The organism is Mesorhizobium sp. M4B.F.Ca.ET.058.02.1.1, from assembly GCF_003952505.1.
Lineage (GTDB): Bacteria > Pseudomonadota > Alphaproteobacteria > Rhizobiales > Rhizobiaceae > Mesorhizobium.
Map to the genome: position 1 here is coordinate 4434852 of NZ_CP034450.1, position 13382 is coordinate 4448233.

The window sequence follows — 13382 nt, forward strand, 5'->3', positions numbered from 1 at the left end:
CCCATATCCTGCCTGTAGTTTTGGTCCTCGCCGGCTCGCCGCAGTTGACGGGTCCGGCAATCCATGATGAACACCGCGACGACATTTTCCTGGGCCGCCGGGCATTGCCCCGCGGTTCGTGCCAGCTTTTAAGTGAAAAACATCCGATGGCAACCGAACGATACAATCCGCGCGCGTCAGAGCCCAAATGGCAGAAGGCCTGGGCCGAAAAGAAGCTGTTCGAGGCCGACAACGCCGATCCGAAGCCGAAATACTACGTGCTCGAGATGTTCCCCTATCCGTCGGGGCGCATCCATATCGGCCATACCCGCAACTATACGATGGGCGACGTCGTGGCGCGCTACAAGCGCGCCAAGGGTTTTAACGTGCTGCACCCGATGGGCTGGGATGCCTTCGGCATGCCGGCCGAGAACGCGGCGATGCAGAACAAGGTCCACCCCAAGGACTGGACCTATGAGAACATCGCCACCATGCGCGAGCAGCTCAAGGTCATGGGCCTGTCGCTGGACTGGGCGCGCGAGTTCGCCACCTGCGACGTCGACTACTACCACCGCCAGCAGATGCTGTTCCTCGACTTCGTCGAGAAGGGGCTGGTGACGCGCAAATCCTCCAAGGTCAACTGGGACCCGGAGGACATGACGGTGCTCGCCAACGAGCAGGTCATCGACGGTCGCGGCTGGCGCTCCGGCGCGCTGGTCGAGCAGCGGGAACTGACGCAGTGGTTCTTCAAGATCACCGACTTCGCGCAGGACCTGCTGGATTCGCTCGAAGGCCTCGACGAATGGCCGGAGAAGGTCAAGCTGATGCAGCACAACTGGATCGGCCGCTCGGAAGGGCTGCTGATCCGCTGGCCGCTGGCCAAGCCGGTCGCCGGCGAGCATGAGCTGGAGGTCTACACGACCAGGCCGGACACTATCTTCGGCGCCTCGTTCATGGCGGTCGCCGCCGACCATCCGCTGGCCAAGAAGGCTGCCGAGGATAATGTCGAGCTGGCCAAGTTCATCGACGAGGTCCGCCACATGGGCACCTCGGTGGCGGCGCTGGAGACGGCCGAGAAGAAGGGCTTCGACACCGGCATCCGCGTCGTCCATCCGTTCGACGAGAACTGGACGCTGCCGGTCTATGTCGCCAATTTCGTGCTGATGGAATACGGCACCGGCGCCATCTTCGGCTGCCCGTCCGGCGACCAGCGCGACCTCGACTTCGCCAACAAATACGGCCTGCCGGTGATCCCGGTGGTGATGCCGGAAGGCGGCGACGCCAAGACCTTCCAGATCATCGAGGAGGCCTATGTCGACGACGGCGTGATGATCAATTCGCGCTTCCTCGACGGCATGAAGCCGGAGAAGGCCTTCGACGAGGTGGCCAGGCTTCTGGAAAAGAAGACAATCGGTAACCGGCCGATGGCCGAGCGCAAGGTGAACTTCCGCCTGCGCGACTGGGGCATTTCGCGCCAGCGCTATTGGGGCTGCCCGATCCCGATGATCCATTGCGAGGATTGCGGGGTGGTGCCGGTGCCGAAGGCCGACCTGCCGGTCAAGCTGCCCGACGACATCGAGTTCGACCGGCCGGGCAACCCGCTCGATCGCCACCCCACCTGGCGGCACGTCAATTGCCCGCAATGCGGCAAGCCGGCGCGGCGCGAGACGGACACGATGGACACGTTCGTCGATTCGTCCTGGTATTTCGCGCGCTTCACCGCGCCCTGGGCCAACGATCCGACCGACCCGAAGGCGGCCAATGAGTGGCTGGCGGTCGACCAATATATTGGCGGCATCGAGCACGCGATCCTGCACTTGCTCTATTCGCGCTTCTTCACCCGCGCCATGCGCGAGACCGGCCATCTCGATCTCGCCGAGCCGTTCAAGGGCCTGTTCACGCAAGGCATGGTGGTGCATGAGACCTACCGTGTCGGCGGCCCGTCCAACAACGGACGCTGGCTGTCGCCGAGCGAAGTCAGGCTCGAGGACGATGGCGGCAAGCGCCGCGCCGTCGACATCGCCACCGGCGAGGAGGCCGTCATCGGCCCGCTTGAGAAGATGTCGAAGTCGAAGAAGAACACGGTGAGCCCGGAAGAGATCACCGACGGCTACGGCGCCGATACCGCGCGCTGGTTCATGCTGTCGGATTCGCCGCCCGAGCGCGACGTCGAATGGACCGACGACGGCGCCGCCGGCGCGCATCGCTTCGTCCAGCGCATCTGGCGCCTGGTGTCGATCGCGGCCGAATCGCTGGCCGGCGTCAAGCCAGAGGCGGCGCGGGAGGGCGAGGCGGGCGCTGTCTCCAAGGCCGCGCACAAAATCCTCAAGGCGGTCGGCGAGGATATCGAGAAGCTCGGCTTCAACCGCGCCATAGCCCGCATCTACGAGCTGGCCAATGCATTGACCACGCCGCTCAACGAGGCGGCAGAAGGCAAGGCCGATGCGGCGCTGAAAGGCGCCTGCCGCGAGGCGGTGGAGATCCTAGTGCATCTGATGGCGCCGGTCATGCCGCATCTGGCCGAGGAGTGCTGGGAGACGCTGGGCGGCACCGAAATGGTCGCCGAACGGCCATGGCCGGTCTTCGATCCGGCGCTCGTCGTCGACAACGAGATCGTGCTGCCGGTGCAGGTCAACGGCAAGAAGCGCGGGGATTTGACAATTGCCCGCGACGCGGACCAAGGTGCGGTCGAAAAAGCGGTGCTGGCCCTCGACTTCGTGCAGAAAGCGCTGGAAGGTAAGGCGCCCCGCAAGGTGATCATCGTGCCGCAGAGGATCGTCAATGTCGTTGCCTGATTTCGGAAAGACGACGCGCTCGCTCCGCCGCACCGCGCTGTACGGCCTGGTCGCCTCGCTGGCATTGGTGTCGGCCTGCACCGTCAGGCCGCTCTATTCGAACGCGCCGCTTACCGCCGGCTCGACTGTCGGCGCCGCCGCCGAACTGGCGTCGATCTCGGTCAAGCCGGTCAAGACCCGCTATGCCCAGCAGGTGCGCAATAATCTGATCTTCGCGCTCGGCCAGGGCGCCGGCGAACCGGCTACGCCTGCCTATACGCTCGATCTCGGCGTCACCGAGCTGGTCGAATCGGCGGCCCTGGTGCAGATCCAGACCGACGAGGACGAACCGACGGCCGGCACGGTGACATTGACCGCGAATTATGTACTGCGGGACACCACCGGCACGGTCATCGCCACGGGCAAGCGCTCGGTGCCGTCATCCTTCGACCGGCCGCGTCAGGAATATGCATCTTACCGGGCGCAGATCGATGCCGAGAACCGCGCAGCGCGCGAGCTGGCGGACCTGCTCAGGCTCGCCGTCGCGCAGGACTTGATCAAGCACGGCAAGTAGGCCTGAGGCGTATTGATATTCAGGTGAGGCCGGCCTGCCTTCAAGTACGCTCCGCTCTGGCTCTCGGAAACCACCGTTCTCGGCGTGGCTTGACCTGACTCTCAACACACCCAAGCGCACAAGTATGCATTCACCAAAAAAGGCCGGTCGCCCGGCCTTTTTTCTTACCTGACGAGATCAGCCGATTTTCTGGCCGGTCTTGGCCCAGTCGGCGAGGAAGGCGGCGAGGCCCTTGTCGGTCAGCGGATGGCTGACCAGCGCCTTCAGCGTCGCCGGCGGCGCGGTGATGACGTCGGCGCCGATCAGCGCCGCCTGCTTGACGTGGTTCACAGTGCGCACCGAGGCGGTCAGGATCTCGGTCTGGAAGTCGTAATTGTCGTAGATCTGCCTGATCTCCTGGATCAGCTCCATGCCGTCCGAGCCGGTGTCGTCGATGCGGCCGACGAAGGGCGAGATGAAGGAGGCGCCGGCCTTGGCGGCGAGCAGCGCCTGGTTGGCGGAGAAGCAGAGCGTGACGTTGACCATGCGCTTCATCTCGGTGCGGATCGTCTTGCAGGCCTTCAGCCCGTCGAGTGTCAGCGGCACCTTGATGCAGACATTGGGGGCGATCTTGGCCAGTACCTCCGCCTCGGCCATCATCTGCTGGTATTCGGTCGCCACGACCTCGGCCGAGACCGGACCTTCGACGATGTCGCAGATCTGCTTGGTGACCTCGGCAATCTTGCCGCCCGATTTCAGGATCAGCGAGGGATTGGTGGTGACGCCATCGAGCAGCCCCAGATCGTTCAGCTCGCGGATTTCCTTGATATCGGCGGTGTCGACAAAAAATTTCATCGCGGTCTCCTGAAGATTTTCATGTGCATGACATGCAGCTTGGGGGTCGGCCTTTGCTCTAGACCAAAGTCGGGGCAAGGTCACGCCTCATGATGGAAGATTCGCCCTTTGTCGCCGCCGCGCCGGTGCTGGTGCCGATGCCGGCCGAGCGGCCCTACACCTATGCGGTGCCGGCCGGCATGCGCGTGGTGCCGGGCTCGATCGTGCGCGTGCCGCTGGGCCCCCGCCAGGTCGCCGGCATCGTCTGGGACGGCGCCGTCGAAACGGTCGACGCAAGGAAATTGCGGCCGATCGAGCTGGTCTTCGATTGCCCGCCGATCGACCGCGCGATGCGCCGCTTCGTCGACTGGATCGCGCAGTACACGCTGTCGGCCCCGGGCATGGTGGCGCGCATGCTGCTGCGTGCGCCGGAGGCCTTCGACCCGGAGCCCTGGATCGAAGGCCTGCAGCTCACCCTGGCTAGACCCGACCGGATGACCGAGGCGAGGGCGCGCGTGCTGGAGACGGCCGAGGGCGGCCTTGCCTGGACGCGCTCGGGCCTGGCGCATGCGGCCGGCGTATCGTCGGCGGTCATCGACGGCTTGCGGGCGCAAGGCGTGTTCGAGACGGTGATGATCCCGCCGCGGCCGGTGGTGGCAGCGCCTGATCCGGCCTATGCGCAGCCGACGCTGATGCCCGACCAGGAGGACGCGGCGGCCATGCTGCGCGCCGGCGTCGCGGCGAACGCCTTTGGCGTCACCCTGCTCGACGGCGTCACCGGATCCGGCAAGACGGAAGTCTATTTCGAGGCGGTGGCGGCGGCGCTCGACCAGGGCAAGCAGGTGCTGATCCTGCTGCCGGAAATCGCGCTGACGCACGCCTTCCTGGAACGCTTCCAGGACCGTTTCGGCGCCAAGCCGGCGGAATGGCACTCGGACCTGCCGCCGAGAATGCGCGAAAAAGTCTGGCGGCAGGTGGCGGAAGGCGGCGTGCGCGTTGTTGCCGGGGCGCGCTCGGCGCTGTTCCTGCCGTTCCCGGAGCTCGGCCTGATCGTCGTCGACGAAGAGCACGACCCCGCCTACAAGCAAGAGGACCGCGTCTTCTACAATGCGCGCGACATGGCGGTGGTGCGCGGCCACATAGGCGGCTTCCCGATCGTGCTCGCCTCGGCGACGCCGTCGGTCGAAAGCCGGGTCAATGCCAGCCAGGGCCGCTATCATCGGGCAGTGCTTTCGTCGCGCTTTGCCGAGGCGGCGCTGCCCGACTTGAAGTCGATCGACATGCGACGGGCGCCGCCGGCGCGCGGCGGTTTCCTGTCGGCCGTCCTGCTCGAGCAAATGGAGCGCACGCTAGGGAAAAAAGAACAGTCGCTGCTGTTCCTCAACCGGCGCGGCTATGCGCCGCTGACGCTTTGCCGTGTGTGCGGCCATCGCTTCGGCTGTCCGGTCTGCTCGGCCTGGCTGGTCGAGCACCGCTTCCGCGGCCAACTCGTCTGCCACCATTGTGGGCACAATGAGCGGCGGCCGGAGTCCTGCCCGGAATGCGGCACGCTCGACCATCTCGTCGCCTGCGGTCCCGGCGTCGAGCGCATCGCCGAGGAGGTGGTGACGCATTTTCCGGACGCCCGCACCATCGTCTTGTCGTCGGACCTGATGGGTGGCGTGCGCCGGCTGCGGCTCGAGTTGGAAGCCATCGCCAATGGCGAGGCCGACATCGTCATCGGCACGCAACTCGTCGCCAAGGGCCACAATTTTCCCAATATGACACTGGTCGGCGTGGTCGACGCCGATCTCGGCCTCGCCAATGGCGATCCGCGCGCCGCCGAGCGCACCTTCCAGCTGCTCAGCCAGGTGACGGGCCGCGCCGGCCGCACCGGCAAGAAGAGCCTCGGTCTGCTGCAGACCTACCAGCCGGACCATCCGGTGATGCGGGCCATCGTCTCCGGTGACGCCGAGGCCTTTTACGAGCGCGAGATCGCCGAGCGCGAGCGGGCGGCGCTGCCGCCCTTCGGCCGGCTCGCCGGCGTCATCGTCAGCGCCGCGACGCGGGCCGAAGCGGAGGCGCATGCGCGCGGCCTGCGCCGCACCGCGCCGCAGGCGGCGGACCTGTTCGTGCTGGGCCCGGCCGAGGCGCCGTTGTCACTGCTCGGCGGGCGCCACCGCTTCCGCCTGCTGATCCAGGGCGAGCGGCGCGCCGACATGCAGGGCTTCATCCGCGCCATGCTGGCCGAAGGGCCGAAATTGCGCGGCTCGGTTCGGGTGCAGGTCGATATCGATCCGCAGAGCTTTTTGTGAGATTACGAAACTACTCCCGTGGACCAGTCTCAGCGAAGGGGTCCAGGTAGGGTACATCCAGAACCGCAAAATGCCGGACATTGGCCGTCAAGACTGAGAGGCCATTCAAACGAGCGGTCGCGGCGATCAGGATGTCCGCCAAGCCCGGGTTAAAGCCTCTGGCGAGAGCGGCATCCTCCAATTTGCCGGCTTCCCTCGCGATTGCCGTGTCGACTGGCAGAATGCGCTGGTCGAATTCCGCCAGCAGCCGTTCGAACCATTCGCCAATACGTGCCGCCTTCGAATTCGCGCCAGATCGCTTCAGCTTCGCAATGCCCTTTTCCACCTCCAGAACGACAATGGAAGACATATGCCATGAGCCGCGCGCCCGCTGTTCGGCAACCCATGTCTGAACGTGCGAGGGAAGGGGAGCACGGTCAGGTTCAAAGGCCGACAGGAACGACGTATCCAGCAGATAGCCAGTCAAAACTCGACGTCCCGGGACGGCGATTCGTTTCGCTCAAACTCGATGCCGCCGGGGTAATGAAGCAGGAAATCCACGAAGTCCTGCTGGCTGTTTTGCGGATAGAGCTTCTGCCCCTCTTCAATCGGGACAACCATGGCCGTTGGTTTGCCATGCTTTGTGATGACGGTAGGCTCACCATTCTCGGCGGCCTCGACGAGCGCTGAGAAACCTGCCTTGGCCTCCCGAACCTGCATCGTCTTCATAACTGCCTCCTTGTAGTCTCATGTGGTCATAATATAGGAATTGCTGGAAAGGAACAGCCACCGTGAAAACCCTTGGCCTCATCGGCGGCATGAGCTGGGAATCGACCGCCATCTACTATCGACTGCTCAACGAGATCGTGCGTGAGCGGCTCGGTGGCCTCCATTCGGCGAAGCTGCTTCTGTGGTCGTTCGACTTCGCCGAGATCGGCGAGCGCCAGCATGCCGGCGACTGGCGGGGAGCGGGCGTGCTTCTTGTCGAGGCTGCGCGCAAGCTGGAGGCGGGTGGTGCGGACGGCCTGGTGGTCTGCACCAACACCATGCACAGGCTGGCGGATGAGGTACAGGCGGCAGTGTCGATACCGCTAATCCACATCGCCGATGCTACGGCGGTCGCGGTCAGGGATGCCGGCGTCCGGCGGCCGGCGCTGCTCGCCACGCGCTTCACCATGGAGCAGGATTTCTACAAGGGCCGGCTTGCCGAGAAGTATGGCCTGCAGCCGGTGGTGCCCGGCCAGGCCGGCCGCGACATGGTACACCGGGTGATCTATGACGAACTCTGCCAAGGCATCGTCAAATCCGAATCGCATGTGGCCTATGTCGAGGAAGTTGGCCGCCTGCGGCGCGATGAGAACATCGACGGCGTCATCATGGGCTGCACCGAGATCACCATGCTGATCGGCCAGGCGGACTTCGACATTCCGGTGTTCGACACCACGCGCCTGCACGCCGAGGCGGCGGTCGCATTCGCCCTGTCTTGATACGCCTTCCTAAAGTTCCGGCGCCATCTGGCGCGCGGCTTTTCCTCCGCTAGAATGCCCCGGTTTTCAAACAGGCATTTACGAGGGGGCAAGATGGAATTTGCGTTTCCGTGGCCGATGAGCCAGGGCGAGTGGCTGGCATGGTCGAGCGCCGTGGCGACCTTGCTGATCGGCCTGTTGCTGTTCCTGGCGCCGAACCTCGCTTTCAGGATCCTCAGGCTGCAGGCCAGGCCGGAGAAGGCGGCGGCGATCGCCGAGGGGCGCGGCCGCATGTCGGGCTTCTATCTCGGCGTCAGCCTGTGCTGCATCCTGCTCGCGCAGCCGCTGCTTTACATGGCGCTCGGCTTCTCCTGGCTGTTCACCGCTTTCGGCCGTTTGCTGTCGATGATGTCGGACGGCGCCAACACCCCTTTCAATTGGGCTTCCATCGTGGTTGAACTGGTGCTGGCGGCGTTGCCGCTGGCCTTTGCTTTCGGCTTTTTGCCCTGAATCACCGACTAATCCGCCGCTTGCGGCCGGGCTCTACCGCCGGATGCGACAAAAGTGCCTGAAAACCATGCCGGACGACGCATTGCGGTCTTAAAAGGCCTGTGCTAGACGGCAATCGACTTTCGGCCGGGGATAGCGGAAGCCGCGCCTCCGTGCTTGGAAAAATGCAGTAAGGTCAAAGATTTAGCCAGAGTTCTCGCTCGCGCCAACAATCTGCGGCCTGTCAGACAAGAGAAAAGACGGTCCGTGGCTCAATCGTCATCGCCAATCTCAGCTGTCGCAGAACGCTATGCGGGTTCGCTGTTCGAACTCGCGCTGCAGGCAAATTCGGTCGCCCAGGTCGAGGCCGACCTCACCAGTTTCGAGGCGCTGCTTGAAGGCAGCGCCGATCTTTCCCGGCTGATCAACAGCCCGGTGTTCTCCAGCGAGGATCAGGCCAAGGCGATCGCCGCGATCGTCGCCAAGGCAAAGCTCGGCGGGCTCGCCGGCAATTTCCTGCGCGTCGTCGCCAAGAACCGCCGCCTGTTCGCAGTGCCCGGCATGATCAAGGCTTTCCGCCGCATCGCCGCCGATCATCGTGGCGAGGCTTCGGCCGAGGTCACCTCGGCGCATGCGCTGACGGCGGCGCAGGAGACCGAACTGAAGGCGGCGCTGAAGGGCGTTGCCGGCAAGGACGTGGCCATCACGGTCACCGTCGACCCGTCGCTGCTCGGCGGGCTGGTGGTCAAGATGGGCTCGCGCCAGATCGATACGTCGCTCAAAACCAAACTCAATTCGCTCAAGCTTGCACTGAAAGAGGTCGGCTGATGGACATCCGCGCCGCGGAAATTTCCGCAATTCTGAAAGACCAGATCAAGAATTTCGGCAAGGAGGCCGAGGTCTCCGAAGTCGGCCAGGTGCTGTCCGTCGGTGACGGCATCGCCCGCGTCTATGGCCTCGACAATGTCCAGGCCGGTGAAATGGTCGAATTCCCCGGCGGCATCCGCGGCATGGCGCTGAACCTCGAAGCCGACAATGTCGGCGTCGTCATCTTCGGCAACGACCGCGACATCAAGGAAGGCGACACCGTCAAGCGCACCGGCGCCATCGTCGACGCGCCTGTCGGCATGGGCCTGCTCGGCCGCGTCGTCGATGCGCTCGGCAACCCGATCGACGGCAAAGGCCCGATCAAGGCGACCGAACGCAAGCGCGTCGACGTCAAGGCGCCCGGCATCATTCCGCGCAAGTCGGTGAACGAGCCGATGTCGACCGGCCTCAAGGCCATCGATGCGCTGATCCCGGTCGGCCGCGGCCAGCGCGAGCTGGTCATCGGCGATCGCCAGACCGGCAAGACCGCGATCATTCTCGACACGATGCTGAACCAGAAGTCGGTGCACGAAAACGGCCCCGAAAAGGAAAAGCTCTACTGCGTCTACGTCGCCGTCGGCCAGAAGCGCTCGACCGTCGCGCAGTTCGTCAAGGTTCTCGAGGAGCGCGGCGCGCTTGAATATTCGATCGTCGTTGCCGCCACCGCTTCCGACCCGGCGCCGATGCAGTTCCTGGCGCCGTTCACCGGCGCCACCATGGGCGAATATTTCCGCGACAACGGCATGCACGCGCTGATCAGCTATGACGACCTGTCGAAGCAGGCCGTCGCCTATCGCCAGATGTCGCTGCTGCTGCGCCGCCCGCCGGGCCGCGAAGCCTATCCGGGCGACGTCTTCTACCTGCACTCGCGCCTGCTCGAGCGCGCCGCAAAGCTCAACGACGATCTGGGCGGCGGTTCGCTGACCGCGCTGCCGATCATCGAGACGCAGGCCAACGACGTGTCGGCCTACATCCCGACCAACGTGATCTCGATCACCGACGGCCAGATCTTCCTCGAAACCAACCTGTTCTTCCAGGGCATCCGCCCGGCGGTCAATGTCGGCCTGTCGGTGTCGCGCGTCGGTTCGTCGGCGCAGATCAAGGCGATGAAGCAGGTTGCCGGCTCGATCAAGGGCGAGCTCGCGCAGTATCGCGAAATGGCGGCCTTCGCGCAGTTCGGCTCCGACCTCGACGCCGCCACGCAGCGCCTGCTGAACCGCGGCTCACGCCTGACCGAACTCCTGAAGCAGCCACAGTTCTCGCCGCTCAAGGTCGAGGAGCAGGTTGCGGTGATCTTCGCCGGCGTCAACGGTTACCTCGACAAGCTGGCGATCAACCAGGTCGGCAAGTTCGAGCATGGCCTGCTCAGCCACATGCGCTCGGCCGGCAAGGACGTGCTCGACGGCATTCGCAAGGAGAAGGCGCTGTCGGACGATCTGCGCGCCAAGCTCAAGGCCGAGATCGACGCCTTCGCCAAGACCTTCGCCTAAGAAGAAGCCGGACGCACGGGATCAGGTTTGAAGCATGCCTTCATTAAAAGACCTTCGTAACCGTATCGCCTCGGTCAAGGCGACGCAGAAGATCACCAAGGCGATGCAGATGGTCGCCGCGGCGAAGCTGCGCCGCGCGCAGGAAGCGGCGGAAGCGGCGCGTCCCTATTCCGAGCGGATGGGCGCGGTGCTGGCCAACATCACCCAGGCGATCGGCGGCGGCGGCGATGCTCCGGCGCTGATGACCGGCACCGGCAGGGACGACGTGCAACTGCTCGTCGTCTGCACCGCCGAGCGCGGCCTCTGCGGCGGCTTCAATTCGCAGATCGCCCGCCTTGCCCGCGACCACATCCGCAAGCTCCTGGCCGACGGCAAGCAGGTCAAGATCATCTGCGTCGGCAAGAAGGGCTACGACATCCTGCGCCGCGACTACGCATCGCTGATCCTTGAGCGCGTCGACCTGCGTGAAGTGCGGACGCTCGGCTTCGCCAATGCCGATGCGATCGCGAAGAAAGTCATCCACCTCTTCAACGAGGGCGGTTTCGACGTCTGCACGCTGTTCTACTCGCAGTTCAAGTCGGTGATCAGCCAGATCCCGACGGCGCAGCAGATCATCCCGGCGGCGACTGCCGCTCCTGCTGCTGCCGAGGCGACCAATGGCGGCAACGCCGTCTACGAATACGAGCCGGAGCCGGGCGAGATCCTCTCCGACCTCATCCCGCGCAACATCTCGGTCCAGATCTTCCGCGCGCTGCTCGAAAACGCAGCCGGCGAGATGGGCGCCAAGATGAGCGCCATGGACAATGCGACGCGCAACGCCGGCGACATGATCAACAAGCTGTCGATCACCTACAACCGCCAGCGGCAGGCGCAGATCACCAAGGAATTGATCGAAATCATTTCGGGCGCCGAGGCGCTCTAGTCGCGGGCCCATGTGGAGGTCGCTGACCTCCATGCGGACAGCGCGAGAAACAGAAAGACGAAAAAGGGCAAAGACGATGGCGAAAGCAGCTACCCCGAAGACCGCCGCCAAGGCGGCACCGGCCCCCAAGGCGGCGGCACAGGCTCCGGCAGCAGCCGCGAAGGCCGCTCCGGCCAAGAAGGCGGCGGCACCGGCCAGGGCAGCACCGTCCAAGGCGGCGAGTGTCGCCGTCAAGAAGACCGGCGCCGTCGGCAAGGTCCGCCAGGTCATCGGCGCCGTCGTCGACGTGCAGTTCAGCGACCACCTGCCGGCGATCCTGAACGCGCTGGAAACCTCCAATGTCGGCAACCGCCTCGTGCTCGAAGTGGCCCAGCATCTCGGCGAGAACACAGTGCGCTGCATCGCCATGGACTCCACCGAAGGCCTGGTCCGCGGCCAGGAGGTCTATGACACCGGCGCGCCGATCTCGGTGCCGGTCGGTCCCGGCCTGCTCGGCCGCATCATCAACGTCATCGGCGAGCCGGTCGACGAGGAAGGCACGGTCGACGGCGTCGAACAGCGCGCCATCCACCAGCCCGCTCCGGCCTATGTCGACCAGTCGACGGAAGCGCAGATCCTGGTTACCGGCATCAAGGTGCTCGACCTGCTCGCTCCTTACGCCCGCGGCGGCAAGATCGGCCTGTTCGGCGGCGCCGGCGTCGGCAAGACGGTGCTGATCCAGGAACTGATCAACAACGTCGCCAAGGCGCATGGCGGCTTCTCGGTGTTCGCCGGCGTCGGCGAGCGCACCCGCGAAGGCAACGACCTCTATCACGAGTTCATCGAATCGGGCGTCAACAAGAAGGGCGGCGGTGCAGGTTCCAAGGCGGCGCTGGTCTATGGCCAGATGAACGAGCCGCCGGGCGCCCGCGCCCGCGTCGGCCTGACCGGCCTCACCGTCGCCGAGTACTTCCGCGACCAGGGCCAGGACGTGCTGTTCTTCGTCGACAACATCTTCCGCTTCACCCAGGCGGGCTCGGAAGTGTCGGCGCTGCTCGGCCGTATTCCTTCGGCCGTGGGCTATCAGCCGACGCTGGCCACCGACATGGGCGCGCTGCAGGAACGCATCACGACGACGACCAAGGGCTCGATCACCTCGGTGCAGGCGATCTACGTGCCGGCCGACGACTTGACCGACCCGGCGCCGGCGACCTCGTTCGCCCACTTGGACGCCACCACCGTGCTCAACCGTGCGATCTCGGAAAAGGGCATCTACCCGGCCGTCGATCCGCTCGACTCCACCTCGCGCATGCTCGATCCGATGGTCGTCGGCGAGGAGCACTACCAGGTGGCGCGCCAGGTGCAGTCGATCCTCCAGCGCTACAAGTCGCTGCAGGACATCATCGCCATTCTGGGCATGGATGAGCTGTCGGAAGAGGACAAGCAGACCGTTGCCCGCGCCCGCAAGATCGAACGCTTCCTGTCGCAACCGTTCTTCGTCGCCGAAGTGTTCACCGGCTCGCCGGGCAAGCTGGTCGACCTCGCCGACACCATCAAGGGCTTCAAGGGCCTCTGCGCCGGCGACTACGACCACCTGCCGGAAGCCGCCTTCTATATGGTCGGCGGCATCGAGGAAGCGGTCGAGAAGGCCCAGCGCCTGGCGGCTGAAGCGGCATAAGAAGCGAATAGCGAATAGGGAGTAGCGAATAGGAATACCAGCGCGGCGGATTTGTTCTTACTACTCGCTACTCGCTAT

At 64.9% G+C, this 13382-nt stretch carries 12 protein-coding genes; 9 read left to right on the plus strand and 3 right to left on the minus strand.

The window, feature by feature from the left end; all coding sequences use genetic code 11:
- The first annotated feature begins 146 nt into the window (after positions 1-146).
- Together leuS and lptE are read left to right on the plus strand one after the other, a co-directional pair.
- Positions 147-2774 (plus strand): leucine--tRNA ligase, encoded by a 2628-nt coding sequence (gene leuS / locus EJ073_RS21785; RefSeq protein WP_126057596.1) that lies wholly within the window; start codon positions 147-149, stop codon positions 2772-2774.
- Complete coding sequence (gene lptE / locus EJ073_RS21790; protein WP_126057597.1) at positions 2761-3327, plus strand: LPS assembly lipoprotein LptE; 567 nt, start codon at positions 2761-2763, stop codon at positions 3325-3327. The genes leuS and lptE overlap by 14 nt, the downstream gene beginning before the upstream one ends.
- Positions 3328-3504: 177 nt before the next feature.
- Here lptE and fsa read toward each other — a convergent pair whose 3' ends face one another.
- Entirely contained in the window at positions 3505-4161 is a 657-nt protein-coding gene (gene fsa / locus EJ073_RS21795; RefSeq protein ID WP_126057598.1) for a fructose-6-phosphate aldolase, read from the minus strand.
- A gap of 89 nt (positions 4162-4250) precedes the next feature.
- Here fsa and EJ073_RS21800 point away from each other — a divergent pair, with 89 nt between their 5' ends.
- Complete coding sequence (locus tag EJ073_RS21800) at positions 4251-6434, plus strand: primosomal protein N' (protein ID WP_126057599.1); 2184 nt, start codon at positions 4251-4253, stop codon at positions 6432-6434.
- A 10-nt stretch (positions 6435-6444) separates the two neighbouring features.
- Here the strand turns inward: EJ073_RS21800 and EJ073_RS21805 are convergent, their stop codons facing one another.
- Both EJ073_RS21805 and EJ073_RS21810 read right to left on the minus strand, forming a co-directional pair.
- Entirely contained in the window at positions 6445-6900 is a 456-nt protein-coding gene (locus EJ073_RS21805) for a type II toxin-antitoxin system VapC family toxin (protein WP_126057600.1), read from the minus strand.
- Positions 6897-7142, minus strand: coding sequence for a type II toxin-antitoxin system Phd/YefM family antitoxin (locus EJ073_RS21810; protein ID WP_126057601.1), 246 nt, complete (start codon positions 7140-7142; stop codon positions 6897-6899). Before EJ073_RS21810 ends, EJ073_RS21805 begins: the two co-directional genes overlap by 4 nt.
- Before the next feature lie 62 nt (positions 7143-7204).
- On the opposite strand from EJ073_RS21810, the gene EJ073_RS21815 reads away from it, so the two are divergent.
- The 6 genes from EJ073_RS21815 to atpD all read left to right on the plus strand — a co-directional run bounded on the left by EJ073_RS21815 (position 7205) and on the right by atpD (position 13304).
- On the plus strand, positions 7205-7900 hold the full coding sequence (locus EJ073_RS21815) for an aspartate/glutamate racemase family protein (protein ID WP_126057602.1): 696 nt from the start codon (positions 7205-7207) through the stop codon (positions 7898-7900).
- Positions 7901-7993: 93 nt separating this feature from the next.
- Positions 7994-8389: a DUF4345 family protein gene (locus EJ073_RS21820; protein ID WP_126057603.1), complete on the plus strand. Its 396-nt coding sequence runs from the start codon at positions 7994-7996 to the stop codon at positions 8387-8389.
- Positions 8390-8635: 246 nt separating this feature from the next.
- Positions 8636-9196 carry a F0F1 ATP synthase subunit delta gene (locus EJ073_RS21825; RefSeq protein ID WP_126057604.1) on the plus strand — a complete coding sequence of 187 codons (561 nt, stop codon included), beginning with the start codon at positions 8636-8638 and terminating at the stop codon, positions 9194-9196.
- Entirely contained in the window at positions 9196-10725 is a 1530-nt protein-coding gene (gene atpA, locus EJ073_RS21830; RefSeq protein WP_126057605.1) for a F0F1 ATP synthase subunit alpha, read from the plus strand. The genes EJ073_RS21825 and atpA overlap by 1 nt, the downstream gene beginning before the upstream one ends.
- Positions 10726-10759: 34 nt before the next feature.
- Positions 10760-11647: a F0F1 ATP synthase subunit gamma gene (locus EJ073_RS21835; protein ID WP_126057606.1), complete on the plus strand. Its 888-nt coding sequence runs from the start codon at positions 10760-10762 to the stop codon at positions 11645-11647.
- Between the two features lie 76 nt (positions 11648-11723).
- Positions 11724-13304 (plus strand): F0F1 ATP synthase subunit beta, encoded by a 1581-nt coding sequence (atpD, locus tag EJ073_RS21840; RefSeq protein WP_126057607.1) that lies wholly within the window; start codon positions 11724-11726, stop codon positions 13302-13304.
- Positions 13305-13382 lie beyond the last annotated feature (78 nt).